Here is an 18,328-nt window from a genome sequence, read left to right as displayed (position 1 = left end):
CACGAAAAGTTATTCAATATTGTAAAAAAAAAATTGTTGAATATGAACAATGTGGCCATTAAACAGATGATATAATTCATGTGTAATAATAAGAAAGGGGTTACATCATGAGAAATGCAAAGGTTCGGTGGTTACTAGTAATCATCTCTATTTTCATTTTGTCAGCCTCCACGTTTAATAGAAGGTACAAGGATGTTAATGCTGATGATGCAACAACTGAAGTAAAACCTTATAAAACCCCTAGTGGGAATGCAGCTTATTTTATTGGTTTTCGTACTCGTAGTGGATATATCCAGCAACCTGCTAAGGACACATATATTGAAATTAATAAAACAAAAAATATTTATGCTGATGCTAGACGTTCCGTTGGTGATCAACTACTTGGGGCTGCCTTAACAAGTAGAAACTATCAATGGTATGAATCTAGTGATGGTCAAAATTGGTCAAAAGTAGATAAAAAAGCTGGGGGTACTAAGAAAAACCTCCCATTAACTCCGAACGCAGTTGGAACCAAGTATTATCAATTGGAAACATACTGGTCAGATTTGTTTGGACTGGTTAAAGGCTTCTACCTATATTCAGATGTTGCGGCAGTTCATTGTGTACACGGTCCCACAGATGCTACCGATGGTTCAGTGACAACAGATGATGATTATCTGTATAATTCTAGTAATGATCTTGTCAATACAGATACTTATGCTCGTGCTATTCCAATTCCAGAATACTTTACAGGTTATGTAACTTGGAGTGTTGATAATACTAACTTAGCTACGATTGATTCTGAAACGGGATTACTTGAAGCTAACACTAAACGTATATCAGGAGTAGTGAAAGTCATAGGTACTTTCCATAACCCATCAGGTTCAACGTTTGAAAGAGAAACCACGGTAACTATTGGTGAGGGATTGGAGGATCAAACAGTTCATGCTGGAGAAACTGCAACCTTTAAATTTATGGGAAATATTGGTGAATTAGATGAAGATGATGAAACTTCGTATACTGTTAAATGGTACAAAGAAGATCCAATTACGCATGTAAGAACTCAAGTTCAAAAAGATTCACCAAAGGCATTATCCTACTCAATACCAGACACCACTTTGGATGACGATGGGATGATTGTATTGGCAATTATTTCCATCAAGTATAATGGTAAAACTTATTCATATACTACAAATGAAGCTCTGTTACACGTAATACCAAATGGGGGACCGGATTTATCTTTCACTAATACTTTGAGTAACGAAACTTATAATGATGGGACTAACACAGATAATTCCCTTTATGGTGTCATAAACGGTGATACAGTCAAGTATAAGGATAAAGTAACCAATCAAAGTACTAGCGGGACTCTAAAGAATGGTATATATACGATGCCATTACGCAAAGGAACGACAGTTTCTAATGTTTTAGTAGACGGACAAAGTACTACAAATTATCAAGTGGCAGATGATGATCAAACTGGCAATACAAATGTCACGATACCTGGTCTTGATTTTAAAATAAATCAGAGCCATACGATTGAAATTGATACAAAGGTCAACGGGATTGTCTCCAGAACTAGTTATTCTTCAGTTCCGTATGTTACTGGAACAAATGATAGTAACGAAGATTACAGGGCATTTGGACAAACTGATATCCTGAATTATACGACTGATACAGCAGTAATTGAGAATGTTCAAGATATTGATTATGGAAACGTTGAATCTTATGGAAGGGCTAAACTTTTATCCCGGGCAAATCCGGACTCAAGTTATCCTAATAATGGAATTACAATCGATGATATGAGACGTTACAAGGACCCAATTCAACTAACAGTGAAACAAGGGCAGGCATTGGTTAATTCAAATGGTACCCAATTTGCCGGAGAATTACGCTACTATAACAGCAGCGGATATCAAACACTCGGATCTCAGCCGGCTATTATTACCACTACTACAGCTAATCAACCACTAGATTCGATGAGTTGGAATGCTAATGATGGGCTCTTGCTCTATCAGTTTGCTGGTATGAAAGAATCAGGACTGTATACGGGAACTGTCGACTGGACAATTACCCAAAGCATACAATAATAGTTACAAAAAAAGGCTCCTAGTAATCATTAATTGATTACTAGGAACCTTTGTCTTTGCACCACTAATTATTCTTCAGTATCAGGTGCACTATACTTAGAAACTTTAATTTCGTCTTTATCAAGGTGTGCCTCTAGCTGTTTATCCTTAGGATGATCTAAGAAGTAATCAGCTACTTTGTCTTCAATCTGCTCTTCAATCACACGACGGAGTGGACGGGCACCCATTTTTGGATTATAACCGAGGTCAACCAATTTATCTTTGGCATCCTTAGTTACGTGGATACTTAAGCCTTGATCAGCAATCATCTTATTGGTATCGTCTAACATCAAATCAACGATCTTCAGGAGATTATCCTTCGTTAATGAGTTGAACTCGACAATACCATCGAATCTATTCAAGAATTCTGGTTTGAAGAATTCTGACAAGCGATTCAAGATCGAGTTCGTGGTACCACTTGCTTCAGCACCGAAACCGACATTAGCTTCCTGCAAACCTTGTCCAGCATTTGAAGTCATAATAATGATCGTATCCTTGAAACTTACAGTCCGACCTTGAGAATCTGTCAAACGTCCATCATCAAGAATTTGCAAGAACATATGCATAACATCGGGATGAGCTTTTTCAATTTCATCCAAGAGTACTAGGCTATATGGATTACGACGAACTTGTTCAGTCAATTGTCCAGCTTCTTCATAACCAACATACCCTGGAGGCGAACCGATCAACTTAGAAACTGAATGCTTTTCCATGTATTCAGACATATCGAATCTGATCATCGAGTCCTCTGAACCAAATAGTTCTCGTTCTAATTGTTTAGCTAGTTCTGTTTTACCAACACCAGTAGGTCCAACGAATAGGAAGGAACCAATTGGACGACCAGACTTGTTAAAACCAACTCTGTTACGACGAATGGCTCTGGCAACATCAGCAACAGCTTTATCTTGTCCAATAATGTGGCCCTTTAAATCGGATTCCAAGTTTTTTAGTTGAGCTTGTTCATTCGATTGAAGTTCACCTACAGGGATGTTAGTCTTCTCTTCGATAATCTTTTCAATTTCTTTATCTGTGACAATATTTTGACCCGCAGGTTCGTCTTTATTGTCGTTCTTCATGTTCTGATATTTAGTTACTTGATCACGATAGTAAGCTGCTTTTTCGTAATCTTCATTGCGTAGGGCAGCTTGTTTTTGAACTTCAGCATCAGAGATCTTATTATCTAAATCGGCCATATCAACGTGATTGATCTGCAAATTCTTTTTAGAACCAGCTTCATCGATCAAGTCAATGGCTTTATCAGGTAAGAAGCGATCTTGAATATAACGTGCTGATAATTCAGCTGCAGCTTTAATTGCTTCATTAGAATATTTTACATGATGATAATCTTCATATTTAGGTTGAAGACCCTTGAGAATTTGGACAGTCTCCTCAACGGTTGGTTCATTAACTTGGACAGGTTGTAGACGACGTTCCAAAGCTGAGTCTTTTTCAATTGTGCGGTATTCATTCAAAGTTGTTGCACCGACAAGTTGAAGTTCGCCACGAGCTAGGGCAGGTTTCAAAACGTTACCTGCGTCCATGCCGCCTTCCGCATTACCGGCTCCAACAATTTCATGAATTTCATCTATAAATAGGATGATATCTGTTTCTTTTTGTAATTCATTGATCAACTGTTGCATTCTTTGCTCAAATTGTCCACGTACGCCAGTTCCTTGAACCAGTGAGACTACATCCAAACGGATGACCCGTTTGTGCTGCAGTTTTTCTGGAACATCGCCATCAACGATCTTTTGAGCAAGACCTTCAACAACAGCTGTTTTACCAACACCAGCTTCACCAATTAAAACTGGATTGTTTTTTGTTCTTCTATTAAGTATTTCTATTACACGACTAATTTCCTTGTCACGACCAATAACAGGATCGATTTGGCCCTTTTTAGCAAGAGCAGTCAAATCAACGCCATATTGATCTAAGACTCCGTTACCTCTAGGTCTGCGACCATTACCGCCACCATTGCCGGTTTGAGTTTGGGGACCTTGTTGTTGGAAAGCATTTGGTTGTTGTCCACCATTCAAGGCGTTGAACAAGTCTTCAAAACTAGAAAATCCGCCGTTTGGATTTTGTGCCATATTATTCATACCTTCGTTAGCTTGATTTCTTAATTTTTGATAACAGTCTTGGCAGAGGTTAATTTCTGTTCTTTGACCATTAACACTAGTGTATAGATGAATTGTAGCTTCATTTTTATGACAATTCTGACATAACATTCGCACCCCACCTTTCCTTTATTACAGGATACAACGGTAGTATATAATTAGCACTCGAGTAATGCAAGTGCTAAGTCTTGAAAATTGAATTTTTGTCTTTTTTAAAAATTTTAAAAAAATTTCTTTCAAATCTCTGTGAAAAAGCATTGTAATATAAACGCTTTCAGGCTGTAGCGATGTAAGCGTTAAACGTCTTATCGTACTTGGCTTATTTGAATATTTTTAGTTCAAAGCACTTGTGAAAATTAATAGATAATGGTAAATTAATTAGTGAATATTTGTAGTTTTACTACAGAATTTTATAATTATATGGTGAGGTATTATTATGGAAAAGAAAGATTTTCACATTATTGCAGAAACAGGTATCCACGCACGTCCAGCTACTATGTTGGTACAAACAGCAAGTAAATTCAGTTCAGATATCAACATTGAATTCTCAGGTAAATCAGTAAACTTGAAGTCAATCATGGGTGTTATGTCACTTGGTGTTGGCCAAGGTGCTGACGTTACTATTACTGCTGATGGCGATGACGCTTCAGAAGCTATCGTTGCTATTTCAGACACTATGACAAAAGAAGGTTTGGCAGAATAATGGTTAAGACTATTAAGGGAATTGCAGCTAGTGATGGTATCGCTACTGCAGAAGCATACCTTTTAGTTCAACCAGATTTGTCTTTCACAAAAAAGAGTATTTCAGATGCTGATGCCGAAGTTAGCCGTCTTAAAGATGCTATTTCAACATCAGATGACGAATTAACAAAGATCAGAGATATCGCTAAAGAATCTCTCGGTGAAGAAGAAGCTCAAGTTTTTGATGCTCACAAGATGATTTTGGCTGATCCAGAATTTACGGGTGCAGTTGAACAAGAAGTTAAAAACAATAGTGTTAATGCTGAACAAGCATTGCACGATGTTTCAGACAACTTCATTTCTATTTTTGAAGGAATGACAGACAACCCATATATGCAAGAGAGAGCAGCCGATGTACGTGATGTTACAAAACGTGTTATGGCCCACTTGCTAGGGGTATCACTTCCAAATCCAGCATTGATCGACCATGATGTCGTTATTGTTGCACATGATTTGACACCAAGTGATACAGCACAACTAAATAGTTTCGTTAAGGGATTTGTTACTGATATCGGTGGACGTACAGCTCACTCAGCTATCATGGCACGTTCACTTGAATTGCCAGCTGTTGTTGGTACAGATACTATTACTAGTGATGTTAAAGAAGGCGATACAGTTATCGTTGATGGTTTGAACGGTGCTGCTGTCGTTGATCCTTCTGATGAAGATATCAAACATTACCAAGAACTAGCTACAAACTTTGCAGCTGAAAAGGCTGAATGGGAAAAATTAAAGAACGAAGCCACAGTTACTGCTGATGGCAAGCACTTTGATATTGCCGCAAATATCGGTACACCAGATGACCTTCAAGGGGTTATTGATAATGGTGCCGAAGGTATTGGCCTTTATCGTACAGAATTCTTGTACATGCAATCAGATAGTCTTCCAACAGAAGATGATCAATTCAAGGCCTATAAGAAAGTTCTTGAAGGTATGAAGGGTAAGCCAGTTGTTGTTCGTACAATGGACATCGGTGGCGACAAGCATTTACCATACTTGCCACTTCCTGAAGAAATGAACCCATTCTTAGGTTATCGTGCTATCCGTATTAGTTTGGATAGACAAGAGATCTTCAGAACACAACTAAGAGCTTTGCTTCGTGCTTCAGCTTTTGGTCAATTACGTATCATGTTCCCAATGATCGGTACTTTGCAAGAATTTAGATCTGCAAAGAAGATCTTTGAAGAAGAAAAGGCTAAGTTAGTTAAAGACGGTGTTGAAGTTTCCGACAACATTCAATTAGGAATGATGATGGAAGTTCCTGCCGCTGCTGTTCTTGCTGACCAATTTGCCAAAGAAGTTGACTTCTTTAGTATTGGTACAAATGATTTGATTCAATACACAATGGCCGCTGATCGTGGTAATGAACATGTTTCATATCTCTATCAACCATATAACCCATCAATTTTAAGATTGATCAAACACGTTATTGAATCAGCTCATAAAGAAGGCAAGTGGGCTGGTATGTGTGGTGAAGCAGCTGGTGATAATACTATGGTTCCATTGCTTTTGAGCATGGGTCTTGATGAATATTCAATGAGTGCAACATCAGTTCTACGTGTTAGAAGTTTGATGAAGAAATTGAGTACCGAAGACCTCGCTACACTAGCTGACCTTGCTGTTAACGAGTCAATTACTAACGAAGATAATAAGAAACTTGTTGAAGAATACATAAACAAATAATAAAGCTGAGAGTGAACCTAAACGTTCAACTTTCAAATTAAAAAAGTATCCCCTGAATCCAGATGGACTCAGAGGATACTTTTTTTGTTGCAGAAATAAGTAGTGATTTTTTTATAGGCCACCGTGTAAAAGAGCAGTTAAATATTGATCTGCATCTTTGGAGGTAGTTTCTGGATCTTCGAAAAGACACCACTCGAGCATGACGATAATAATATCGCTGTAAAAGTTAGCCAGCAGTTTTCGCGGAACTTTACAGTTGCCTTGTGAAGAATAGTTAATAAAAACGATTTGATTAGCTTCTTCTTTGAGGTATCCAGCCATATTTCGCCATAAATGGGAATCAACTCCGTTATTTTGTTTGATATTGGTGAAGAGTTGTCGATTATCATTAAAGAAGCTTAGAAGGCTGTTAAAAGTTTTGATCAAGCCTTCTTCGTTACTCTCTACTGGTGGAACTGTTTGGAGGATCTCCTTACTGATATGAGTCCAAAGGTAGTGTAAGAGATCCATTTTATCATCGAAGTAATTATAAAAAGTTGCCCGTGGATATTCGCTCTTTTCGCAAATATCGTTAACGGTTATCTTATCGAATTCTTTTTCGCTTAAAGTATCGAACATCGCTTGTCGGAAAGCTTTAAGGGTTCGTTTGGCACCGAGCGTCAGATGTTTAGCAACATCGATTTTCATATTGGTTCTCCCCCTGTAACTTTGATATATGAATACATTCCTAATTCTAGCATATGAAAAATAGTTTTAATTAAAAATATTTGTCTAATATTTTACATATAGTCTCTTTTGTCTAAATATAAGCTAATATATAATAATTGTCTCTTGTATAAAAGAATTATTGATTTTATTATGGAGAATGTATTTTCAGAAAACTATTGTTTATTTTGTGTGATATTTCAATTAAGGAGATTAGATTATGCAGAAAAAGTTGAGTAGATATATATCAGCTCTGATTGGCTGGATCGTGGTCGTATTGATAGCATTAGTGGCAATGCCTAATGTTTCGCAATTGGTCCGGAACAAAGGGAATTTCACTTTGCCAAGCTATACTGAAAGCCAACGTGCTGCCAATATAGAGAAAAAGGCTAACGGTAATAAGTCGGTGCGGACTTATACGGTAGTCTTTAAGAACAATAATGCTGGTAAATTGTCGTCATCGCAATCTCAGAAAATTGATGACAGTTTAAATGAATTATCCAACAAGAAAATTCTTAAAATTACTAACGTCATGGGTCCTAGCGATAATGCTGAAACTAAAAAGCAATTGATTGCTAAGGATAAAACGACGCAATTAGCCCAAGTAACAGTTAAGAAGAATAATTACGTTGGTCAACAAGTTAATGAATTACAACGACAATTGAAGATTTCGGGGATCAGTACTTATGTCACCGGGGTCGATGCATTGAATGATGCCTTTTCAACGGTCACTGAAAAGGGGATTCAAAAGACGGAAATTATTGCAATCATCTTTATTTTCATTGTTTTAATTTTAGTTTTCAAATCCCCAATTGTGCCACTGATTTCTTTGCTCAATGTCGGGGTCGCATTCGTCACATCGTTAAGTATCGTGATGAACTTAGCCCAGAAGGTCAATTTCCCAATCTCTAACTTTACTCAAGTTTTCTTAGTCGTAGTTCTGTTTGGTATTGGGACTGACTATAATATCCTGCTCTACAACTACTTTAAAGGAGCGTTGGCTCGGGGACTGTCGGCTAAAGAAGCGTCACATGATGCCCAGATCCATGGTGGTCGGACGATCCTTTACAGTGGTGTTTCCGTATTGATCGGATTCTCCGTACTTGCTCTAGCTAAGTTTTCTTTCTATCAGAGTGCCGTAGGTGTAGCCATCGGTATCTTGATTTTGTTAGCCGTTCTGTTGACCTTGAACATGTTCTTTATGCAAACTTTAGGTGAGAAGATGTTTTGGCCTAGCAAGGTTAGTGCCGGTAGCGGCAAGAGTCGTATCTGGTATGGCTTGTCACGTTCAGCCTTGGCCTATCCAGTTGTGATACTAGGTATCATTGCGATTGTGGCCGTACCATTCTTCATCAACAATAATTCTAAATTGAATTTTAACAACGCTGATGAAGTTCCAAATTCTTATCAAGCTAAAGCGGGTTATGAAATTATTCAAGATCGTTTTAGTAAAGGTATGTCAGCTCCGGCTACGATTTATATTGAGAGTAACCAGAAGATGACGTCACAAGAACGTTTAGCTACGATTGACGATTTAACGACCTATCTTCAAAAAGAACCTGGCGTTAAGACAGTAACCTCAGCTACTGAACCAGGTGGTTCTAAAATTAAGAGTATGTATTTGAAGAACCAATTAGTAAGTATTACTAATGGTTTAACGACTTCTACGAAGGGACTTGAACAAATTAAGTCCGGTTTAAATTCAGCTAGTCAACAATTGCAAAGTGCCAATATTTCTGGCAGCACTGCTCAAGTTCAAGAATTAGCTGATGGTACTAGTCAATTACAAAGCGGTGCCCAACAATTATCAAGTGGGATCGATCAATATACTTCAGGAGTCTCAAGCGTCAATAGCGGTCTACAGAGTGCTAATAGTCAGTTGCCAGCTCTAACAAGTGGAGTATCTACGTTAAGCAGCAGTTCAGCACAATTAGCTTCCGGTATGTCGCAATTGCAATCACAAGTTAATGCCTTATCAGGTCAAGCAACACAATTATTAACTTTGATGCAAGCATCTGGTCAAAATACGTCCGCTGCTGCTGGTGAAATGGCTCAGTTGCAAGGAGCAATTGGCCAATTGAGTACTGGTTCATCAGCTCTTTCAGCAGGGATGTCGCAATTACAAGGACAAATTCCAACTTTAACTTCTGGAATGTCCACGTTGGCTAATGGTACCAATACGCTGGTTGGAACGAGTTCTACTTTAACCAGTGGTGGTCAAAGTGTAGCCAGCGGTGCTTCAACTGTTAATAGTGGTGTTCAACAGATGAATACCCAATTGCAACAAATGGCTTCCCAAGTTACTGAACTCGAATCAGGACTATCTTCAGCTAATGATGGATTAGATACTTTAGCTCAAGGTAATTCAACGATGAAGAGTTATCTTGATGGTTTACGTACATCATACGTTGGCGATACTTTCTATCTACCAAAATCCACTATCAAGAGCAGTGCCTTTAAACCAGCACTAGATGCTTATATGGATAAGAACCGTAAGATTGCATCATTGACTGTAGTCTTCAAAGGTGATCCAAATAGTGATACTACTTCTAAGCAACTTAAGACTTTGGAAGCTGATATGAATTCCAAGTTGAAACATGGTCCATTGAAGAATGCTAAAGTTGCCGTTGGTGGACAAACTTCCCAAAATAATGACTTGAGAACTTTGGCTAATGGTGACTTTGGACGGACAGCAACTATCATGACAATCGGTATCGGAATTGCCTTGATCGTAGTTACTGAGTCCATCTTGCAACCATTGACGATCATTGGAACTTTATTGTTAGCTTATGAGATGTCAATGGGTATCACCCGTATCTTCTCGAAGATGGTTCTAGGTGATAACTTGTTAAGTTGGAATACGCCATTCTTTACTTTCATTATGTTAATGGCTTTAGGTGTCGATTACAGTATCTTCTTGATGGTCAGATTTAAGGATGAACCAATGCCTGATCTCAAAGAACGGATGTTGAACGCTGCCACCGCTATCGGTACAGTAGTTATTTCCGCCGCTATTATCTTGAGTGGTACCTTTGCCGCCTTGATTCCGTCAGGTGTTACAACCTTGATTCAAGTTGCTTTAGGCGTTATCTTTGGTTTGATAATCTTAGTTATCTTCCTACCACTAACTTTATCGTCACTGATAAGTTTGAATGAATGGCACGAGAAGCGGATGCTCGAAGGAAAGAGACCAACCGGTTCGAAGAAGAAAAAAACTGATGAGGCCAAAAGTGCAGCTGATTCAGAAGCATAAATGAAATTAATACGTTTTGAGAGTTAGATAAGAGTTTTGTCTGATTCACAACGACCAATAAAACCAGTGCGTCGATCATTAAAGATGATTGGCTCACTGGTTTTTTGTGTTTAAATTATTTTTAAGAATTATTCGATATCAGGACAATCTTTTTAAAGAGAATATAATTTAGTTGGACCAAATAATTTATGGAGGGATTATTTTGAAAAAGAGTACATCATTATTATTCAGTGGATTACTAGTTTCTGGGATGGTCTTGGGTGCAACAGTGACAACACCAACTACTGTCCATGCTGACAATACCGCGACTACTCAAGCAACAACGAATGTAACGAATACCGTTTCGTTCTATGATCAAAATGGTGATTTTATTCGTAGCCAAAGCTTGCAAGGTGCTCAAGGATCAGCTATCAATTATGCTCCAGATGGTTATGCTATTCCAACTAATAACAAAGCCGTTTTTGGTGCAGATGGTTCTACAGTAAAAGCTATTGTTAATCAAATGATTTCAGTCAAAGTTAACTATGTCGATCAAAATAATAAAATAGTGGATTCAGAAGTTGTTAACGGCGGTGTTGGTAACACTTATAAGTTGACAGATATTCCTGCCGGTTGTAGTTGGGTCAATGATTCAGAACAAACAATTACTTTGGAACAAGGCAAAGAATATAATGTTGCTGTAAATAGAAAAGTCTTTAATACATTGATCTTTAAGACTGCTGATAATTCAGAAGTCGATCGTACGGAAGTATTTGGCGACAAGGTCGGTGATAAGGTCGAATTAACTCAAGCTCAAATTCCAGTTGGTTACAAGATCGATTCAAATAGCATCACACTTCAAAGCGATAACAATACTCAATTTATCACCGTTACAAAAGCTGATTCTGGTGAAACAGCTACTGGTGTTGTAACAGTTAACGATAAAACTGCACAGTTATATACCATTTATGGAAATGTCATCAGTGGACGTACATTAGCAGCAAACAGCTCATGGAAGACTTTTGGTACTAAAGTAATCAATGGTCAAACTTACTACAAAGTTGCTTCTAACGAGTGGGTCAATGCCAATGATGTTACAGCTACTAACAATACAGTCACACCATTCTCAAATGTAGTAGCAACAAGTGGTTCAGTTGCTAAACTTTATGACAAGAATGGTAAGGAACTTTCCGGCCGTGGATTGGGACCAAACACAAGCTGGCGTACAGCTAATAAGATGGTCTTAAATGGCAAGACATATTATCAAGTAGCAACTAATGAATGGGTTGACGCAAGTACTGTTACCGTAGTTGGTCAAACAACTAATAATGATTCAAACGTTAAACCAGCAGTTGGTGTTGTAACTATTGGTTCAACTGTGGCTCAACTATATACTAAAGATGGTACAGCTATTTCTGATCGTGCTTTAGGACCAAATTCATCATGGAAGACTGCTAATAAGATGACACTTAATGGTGAAACTTATTACCAAGTAGCAACTAATGAATGGGTTAAAGCAAGTAATCTAACGAAATAATTAGTCACCAAGCGAGTAATTCGATCTTTTGAGAAAAGATTGAGCGACTCGCTTTTTTGTTGTGGTATAGTACGCTAGGTAAGAAAAATGACTGAAGGGAAATGAACCTAGCGATGAAAAAAATAATTTGGCTGATAATGGGAGTAATGTTGTTATCATTAAGCTCCTGTACTAATCAGTCACCATCTAGTGCACCTGCAGTCAAAACAATTCGTCAGAACAAAACTAAGTGGAATAGACGATTACGTCAAGCTGTCGACTTAGATAAGAAAATATCCGATCAGACGCCAACTATTCCGCCTGCATATGATGACTCTAGTATGTCCTGGCAGCGTTTGACAGCTGGCAATCAATTGCTTGTAAAAGCTCAAGTGGTTAATTTACAGCCCGAGTTAGGACGCTTAGTCACCGAGACCAAAGCCACGATTTATATTGAAAAAGTAATTTCTGGCGATAAATCTTGGCAAGGTAAAACTATCAAAACGGAATTTTCCGGTGGTCTAGCTCGAGTTAAAGATTACGTAAATGTGTTTACGGATAAAGATACTACGAAAGATTTTGGCTTTGATGATCCTAATACGATTATTCGAGCCAGTGATCCAAGTATCCCGATGCCTCAAATTGGCCAAAAAATAATTATTGGCTTGAATCGTTTTCGAGCTGAGAATGAAAATCAAAAGAAGATGTATCAGCACTTTGGCCTAAGCCGAAAGAATTTCTTTGTGATCAATAATCCACAAGTAACGTATTGGACTCAAGAATCAAAAACTTATCGCTTGAATAATCCCGCTTTTCTAAAAGGTAATCTCAAAAAATATCCCAACTTAAAACGGATCACTGAACGCTTAAATAATTTTTAATGATTTATTACTTGGGAGAAATGCTCTGAATAAATAGAATTGGTATAGGTCTGACGAAAGGTGACAATTCGTCAGATTTTTTTATAATTAAAAATAATTTTTCTTGTGGAACACCTGATCTGACAACCATATGTTCGTGTCAAGATAAAAATTTTCATTTACCCACTTGAAATTTACTCGGAAGTTTAAATTAAAATAATCATTGCTTAGTCTTCAAAATGGGGGCTAAAATAGTAGTTGCAATTTGTTTTACTCGCTTAAAAATTTAATCGATTTATAAATCTAAAATTACAGAAATAACAAGGATTGCTAATAATTACTAAATGTCAATGGTAATAATTAACTACTATATCTTGTTATTTTTTATTTTTGAGGGTACTATATATTGTGTTATCTTAATTATGTGGAGTGATCAGTAATGGACGTTATTAATAAAGTTATTTTGTCAGATGAATTTATCGAAAATGTTAAAAAAACAATTAAACCCCACTGGGGTGAACTAGGTTGGGTCACCTATAAACGAACATATGCCCGTTGGATTCCTGAACTGGGTCGAACTGAGAACTGGTCAGAAACTGTAAAGCGTGTTATCGAAGGAAATATTAATCTTGACCCTCGTTTGAAAAAAGACGATTTAACTGATGAAGAATATGCCGGATTAGTTAAAGAAGCTCAACAATTATACAAATTGGTCTATGGCTTGGCAGCTACACCATCAGGTCGAAATCTGTGGATCTCAGGAACAGAATATCAACATCGCAACGGGGATGCTTTGAATAACTGTTGGTTCGTGGCTATTCGTCCTCAAAAGTATGGTGAAAGCCATATCGTGCCAGATTATTTGCAAAAGGATCAACTCGCAGTTTCAATGCCATTCTCCTTCATGTTTGATCAATTGATGAAGGGTGGCGGCGTTGGTTTCTCTGTTGTTCCTAGCAACATGAAGTTAATGCCTGAGGTTGATAATAAAGTCGATTTAACTGTAATCATTGGTAAAGAGAGTGCCTCTTATAAAGACTCTATCGAAGCTGGTGCAGTTGATCGTGACGATTGGTTGGCTGAAAATGACATTTCTGCTACACGTCATTATGAAATTCCTGATACCCGTGAAGGTTGGGTCATCGGAAATGCTAATATGATCGATGCTCACTTTGCTGACACTAACGATGGACTTGATCAAGTCGTTCTTGATATTACTGATATCCGTGCTAAAGGCGAAAAAATCAAAGGTTTTGGTGGAACTGCTTCCGGTCCCATACCATTGATTGAAATGTTTTTCGATATTAACGAAGTATTGAATAATGCGGTTGGACGCAAGTTGACTTCGGTTGACTGTACCGATATGGGTAACTTGATCGGTAAGACGGTCGTAGCCGGAAATGTTCGTCGTTCAGCAGAATTAGCTTTGGGCGGTGCAACTGATGACGACTTCATTACTATGAAACAAGATCAAAAGAAACTCTACCATCACCGTTGGGCTTCTAATAACAGTGTGGCAGTTGATTCTGAATTCAAACGCTATGCACCAATTGCCGACTCCATTACTCACAATGGTGAACCTGGTATTGTGAACTTGGAATTATCCAAGAACTATGGTCGTGCCATCGACGGTTATCAACCAGGAATCGATGAAGGTGTTGAAGGAACTAATCCATGTGGGGAAATTTCTTTGAGCAATGGTGAACCATGCAACTTATTTGAAGTCTTTCCATTGATTGCCACTGAGCAAGGCTGGAGTTTAGAGGAAGCCTTTACGTTAGCTGCCCGTTATACTAAGCGTGTTACTTTCAGCAATTACGATTGGGAAGTTTCTCGTAATGTTATTCAAAAGAATCGTCGAATCGGAGTGTCAATGTCTGGTATTCAAGACTGGATTTTGACTACATTCGGTAATCGTGTTGTGACCGGTTTTGAACCTACCACTGATCCTGAAACAGGAGAAACAGTCCAAAAGCCAATTTACGATCAACGTGTTGTGAAGAAATTCGATGACTTGTACAAGACAGTCGTTGAAGCTGACAAGGAGTACTCACAAGTTTTAGGATGCAAACCATCAATCAAACATACAACAGTTAAACCTTCAGGTACTGTTGCTAAGTTGGCTGGGGTTTCTGAAGGTATGCATTTCCACTATGCAGGTTACTTAATTCAACGTATCAGATTCCAAGATTCTGATCCATTATTGCCAGCTCTAAAGGCTTGTGGATACAAGATCGAACCTGACGTTTATACGAAACATACAATGTGCGTCGAGTTCCCAGTTAAAGCTGTCAACGCCGACAATCCAAACTTTGCTTCTGCCGGTTCAGTTTCAATTGCTGAACAATTTGCTACTCAAGCTTTCTTACAAACATATTGGTCTGATAATGCTGTTAGTTGTACGATTACTTTCCAACCAAGCGAAGCTGATCAAATTGCTCCATTGATGTACCAATATAGACATTTGACGAAATCGACTTCACTGTTGCCTTATAGTGGTGCTGACTTCAAGCAAGCTCCAAAGCAACCAATCGACAAGAAGCTTTACCAAAAACGTGAAGCAGAAGTTAATGAGAATGTTGCAGCTGTCTTTGCTCAACAAAATGACAATCACGATAAGAAAGATATCGAATTGGTCGATCAATCAGATTGTGCTGGTGGAGCATGTCCAATTAGATAGAAATAATAAATCGGCTATAAGATTAGCCTTTAAGATACTTAAATCCCCTGATCAAAAAAAGATCAGAGGATTTTTTTTTGGAAAAAATTTGAGTTGTTAATATTTCACTTTTGGTCAATGTAAAAGAGCTTAAACTTTACAGTTTATGTTTACAGTTGTAAACTGTAGTTTGTTAAGAGATTACAAATGTAAACTGAATGGAGGACCAAGTTTTGACAGAAATTACAACGATGAGTCATGCAGAGTGGCAAGTTATGAGAATTATTTGGACTTTAGGTCAGGCTTCAAGTAAGCAAATCATCGAGATCTTGGAGCGTAAAACTGGTTGGAAAGCTGCGACAGTCAAAACTTTGATGATTCGTCTCCAAAAGAAGCATTTTCTTCAAGCCGATGAAACAAAACGTCCCTATATTTATCAACCCCTGATTGGTGAAGAACAGGCGATCCACGAGAGTGTCAATGAACTTTTTGATAATCTCTGTTGTATGCAAAAAGGGCATGCCATCAATGATTTGATTGAAAATTCAGCAATCTCACAAACTGACATTGCCACATTGCTACAGACTTTGAACCAGAAAGCCAAGACGGCTCCTAAAGAAGTTGACTGTGATTGTTTGGAAGCTAATTTGAAGTGAGGTGAGTGAATGATGAAAGATATGGATATGAAACACGATAATATGAAAATGGACATGTCTAGTGGCCACGATATGATGATGCATGGCGGTCAGATGATGGACATGGGTGACTTAAAACAAAAATTTTGGCTCTCATTAGTTTTAGCGATTCCCGTCTTTATTTTGTCACCATTTATGGGACTTCACTTACCATTTCAATTCCAATTTCCTGGGTCTGACTGGATCGTTTTGATTTTGTCGAGTGTGCTTTACTTTTACGGAGGCAAGCCATTTTTAACCGGGGCAAAGGGCGAATTAGCTCAGAAAAAGCCAGCCATGATGACTTTGATTACTATGGGCATAAGTGTAGCTTATATTTATAGTTTGTATGCTTTTGTGATGAATGATTTATTGCATTCAACAACCAAAATCATGGATTTCTTCTGGGAGTTAGCTTCCTTGATCGTCATCATGCTTTTGGGACACTGGATTGAGATGAAGTCGACGATGAGTGCGGGCAATGCCTTACAAAAAATTGCCTCACTAGTTCCTGATCAAGTGCATTTAATTCATGAAAATGAGGTTACTGATCAGGATATTTCAATGGTCAAAAAGGGTGACATTATTGAGGTCAGAGCCGGCGAGTCAATTCCTTTAGATGGTCATATTACGGCTGGTAGTGGCTATATCAACGAGTCATTGATCACCGGAGAATCTAAAGCGGTCAAAAAAGCTATCGCCAGTTCCGTTGTCGGTGGTTCCATTAATGGTGACAGTACTATTAAGGTACAAGTCGATAAGACTACGTCTGAGGGTTATTTATCACAGATCAGTCAACTAGTATCTGATGCACAAAATAATCGTTCCAAGACGCAAAAATTGGCTGATAAGGTATCTGGTTGGCTCTTCTATGCGGCTTTAACGGCAGGAATCTTATCGTTTATTTATTGGTTGATCTTCGGTAACATGAATACAGCCTTGAACCGGTTAGTTACAGTATTAGTTATCGCTTGTCCACACGCTTTAGGACTAGCTATTCCTTTGGTGATGTCTCGCAGTACTTCAATTGCGGCTACTAACGGCTTGATTATCCGTGATAATCAAGCGATGGAAAATAGTAAAAAAATCGATTATATTGCCATGGATAAAACGGGTACTTTGACTGAAGGTAAATTTACTGTTAATGGCTTGCAAAGTATTGACAGTTCGATAGATGATCAGAAACTTTTGGCGATTATTGCTGGGATAGAAAAGGGTTCGAGTCATCCGATTGCACAAAGTGTTTTGGATTACGTTCAAACTAAACAAGTTTCAATAGCTTCAGTCGAAAACGTCAAAGCACTCAAGGGTTATGGTATGAGTGCAACTTTAGCTGGTGAAAAATATTACTTAGTCAATATGAAGTATTTAAATGAAAATAGGGTTCTTGTTGATAAGGAACTTGTTAAAAATTACTCTGATCAAGGCAATACTATCAGTTACTTGCTTCACGATAAACAAGTTCTAGGTTTTATTGCCTTAGGGGATACGATCAAACCTAACACGATCGAGTTCATTAAGGATCTGAAGTCTCGCCATATCACTCCAATCATGTTGACCGGTGACAACAAAGAAGCTGCAGCAATAATGGCTCAACAGATGGGAATCGACGAATTTAAGGCAGAATTGTTGCCGGAAGATAAACATCAAGTCATTAAGCAATTAGAACTAGCAGGTCACCACGTGATGATGGTCGGAGATGGGATCAATGATGCACCAAGCTTAGCGGCGGCAACGATTGGTGTAGCCATTGGAGCTGGTACTGACGTCGCTATCGATTCGGCTGATGTGGTACTTTACAATTCTGATCCATTCGATATTATCAAGTTCTTGAAATTGTCACAGAACACTTACCGGAAAACAGTTGAGAATCTCTGGTGGGGAGCTGGTTACAATATCATTGCCATTCCTCTAGCAGCTGGTGTCATGGCAGGAGTAGGATTTGTCTTAAGCCCAGCTATTGGAGCAGTGGTAATGTCTTTATCAACAGTAGTGGTGGCAATTAATGCCTTAACACTGAAAATGTAAAAAAA

The 18,328-nt window shown here is 38.2% G+C and carries 11 protein-coding genes; 9 read left to right on the top strand and 2 right to left on the bottom strand.

Annotated elements, in window-relative coordinates; all coding sequences use genetic code 11:
* The first annotated feature begins 107 nt into the window (after positions 1–107).
* Positions 108–2,069, top strand: coding sequence for a hypothetical protein (locus ACYT32_RS06055; RefSeq protein WP_395265152.1), 1,962 nt, complete (start codon positions 108–110; stop codon positions 2,067–2,069).
* Between the two features lie 68 nt (positions 2,070–2,137).
* Here the strand turns inward: ACYT32_RS06055 and ACYT32_RS06050 are convergent, their stop codons facing one another.
* Complete coding sequence (locus ACYT32_RS06050) at positions 2,138–4,336, bottom strand: ATP-dependent Clp protease ATP-binding subunit (RefSeq protein WP_395265151.1); 2,199 nt, start codon at positions 4,334–4,336, stop codon at positions 2,138–2,140.
* Between the two features lie 325 nt (positions 4,337–4,661).
* Between ACYT32_RS06050 and ACYT32_RS06045 the strand changes: the two genes are divergently transcribed.
* Positions 4,662–4,928 carry a phosphocarrier protein HPr gene (locus tag ACYT32_RS06045; RefSeq protein ID WP_395265150.1) on the top strand — a complete coding sequence of 89 codons (267 nt, stop codon included), beginning with the start codon at positions 4,662–4,664 and terminating at the stop codon, positions 4,926–4,928.
* Positions 4,928–6,649 carry a phosphoenolpyruvate--protein phosphotransferase gene (gene ptsP / locus ACYT32_RS06040; RefSeq protein ID WP_395265149.1) on the top strand — a complete coding sequence of 574 codons (1,722 nt, stop codon included), beginning with the start codon at positions 4,928–4,930 and terminating at the stop codon, positions 6,647–6,649. The genes ACYT32_RS06045 and ptsP overlap by 1 nt, the downstream gene beginning before the upstream one ends.
* Positions 6,650–6,760: 111 nt before the next feature.
* Here ptsP and ACYT32_RS06035 read toward each other — a convergent pair whose 3' ends face one another.
* Entirely contained in the window at positions 6,761–7,336 is a 576-nt protein-coding gene (locus ACYT32_RS06035; RefSeq protein WP_395265148.1) for a TetR/AcrR family transcriptional regulator, read from the bottom strand.
* A 238-nt stretch (positions 7,337–7,574) separates the two neighbouring features.
* Here ACYT32_RS06035 and ACYT32_RS06030 point away from each other — a divergent pair, with 238 nt between their 5' ends.
* The 6 genes from ACYT32_RS06030 (at position 7,575) to ACYT32_RS06005 (ending at position 18,323) form a co-directional block, all read left to right on the top strand.
* A complete protein-coding gene (locus ACYT32_RS06030) occupies positions 7,575–10,607 on the top strand; it encodes an MMPL family transporter (RefSeq protein WP_395265147.1) in 3,033 nt (1,010 codons plus the stop codon).
* Between the two features lie 202 nt (positions 10,608–10,809).
* Positions 10,810–12,123 carry an SLAP domain-containing protein gene (locus ACYT32_RS06025; protein WP_395265146.1) on the top strand — a complete coding sequence of 438 codons (1,314 nt, stop codon included), beginning with the start codon at positions 10,810–10,812 and terminating at the stop codon, positions 12,121–12,123.
* 113 nt (positions 12,124–12,236) lie between these two features.
* Positions 12,237–12,983: a hypothetical protein gene (locus ACYT32_RS06020; protein WP_395265144.1), complete on the top strand. Its 747-nt coding sequence runs from the start codon at positions 12,237–12,239 to the stop codon at positions 12,981–12,983.
* 418 nt (positions 12,984–13,401) lie between these two features.
* Complete coding sequence (gene nrdJ / locus ACYT32_RS06015; RefSeq protein ID WP_395265143.1) at positions 13,402–15,642, top strand: ribonucleoside-triphosphate reductase, adenosylcobalamin-dependent; 2,241 nt, start codon at positions 13,402–13,404, stop codon at positions 15,640–15,642.
* Between the two features lie 212 nt (positions 15,643–15,854).
* Positions 15,855–16,277 carry a CopY/TcrY family copper transport repressor gene (locus ACYT32_RS06010; RefSeq protein WP_395265142.1) on the top strand — a complete coding sequence of 141 codons (423 nt, stop codon included), beginning with the start codon at positions 15,855–15,857 and terminating at the stop codon, positions 16,275–16,277.
* A 9-nt stretch (positions 16,278–16,286) separates the two neighbouring features.
* The gene (locus ACYT32_RS06005; RefSeq protein WP_395265141.1) at positions 16,287–18,323 is read left to right on the top strand and encodes a heavy metal translocating P-type ATPase; all 2,037 of its coding nucleotides are present in this window, start codon (positions 16,287–16,289) and stop codon (positions 18,321–18,323) included.
* The last annotated feature ends 5 nt before the right edge of the window (positions 18,324–18,328 follow it).

The sequence above is a fragment of the Companilactobacillus sp. FL22-3 genome, assembly GCF_054881455.1.
The sequence above is the reverse complement of the archived record's forward strand: the minus strand, read 5'-3'. Positions and strand labels throughout refer to the sequence as shown.

Bases quoted from the DNA above. Each gene is read 5' to 3' on its own strand.
- ACYT32_RS06005 (WP_395265141.1), top strand. From the start codon at position 16,287: ATGATGAAAGATATGGATATGAAACACGATAATATGAAAATGGACATG.
- ACYT32_RS06030 (WP_395265147.1), top strand. From the start codon at position 7,575: ATGCAGAAAAAGTTGAGTAGATATATATCAGCTCTGATTGGCTGGATC.
- ptsP (WP_395265149.1), top strand. From the start codon at position 4,928: ATGGTTAAGACTATTAAGGGAATTGCAGCTAGTGATGGTATCGCTACT.
- nrdJ (WP_395265143.1), top strand. From the start codon at position 13,402: ATGGACGTTATTAATAAAGTTATTTTGTCAGATGAATTTATCGAAAAT.
- ACYT32_RS06045 (WP_395265150.1), top strand. From the start codon at position 4,662: ATGGAAAAGAAAGATTTTCACATTATTGCAGAAACAGGTATCCACGCA.
- ACYT32_RS06020 (WP_395265144.1), top strand. From the start codon at position 12,237: ATGAAAAAAATAATTTGGCTGATAATGGGAGTAATGTTGTTATCATTA.
- ACYT32_RS06050 (WP_395265151.1), bottom strand. From the start codon at position 4,336: ATGTTATGTCAGAATTGTCATAAAAATGAAGCTACAATTCATCTATAC.
- ACYT32_RS06055 (WP_395265152.1), top strand. From the start codon at position 108: ATGAGAAATGCAAAGGTTCGGTGGTTACTAGTAATCATCTCTATTTTC.
- ACYT32_RS06035 (WP_395265148.1), bottom strand. From the start codon at position 7,336: ATGAAAATCGATGTTGCTAAACATCTGACGCTCGGTGCCAAACGAACC.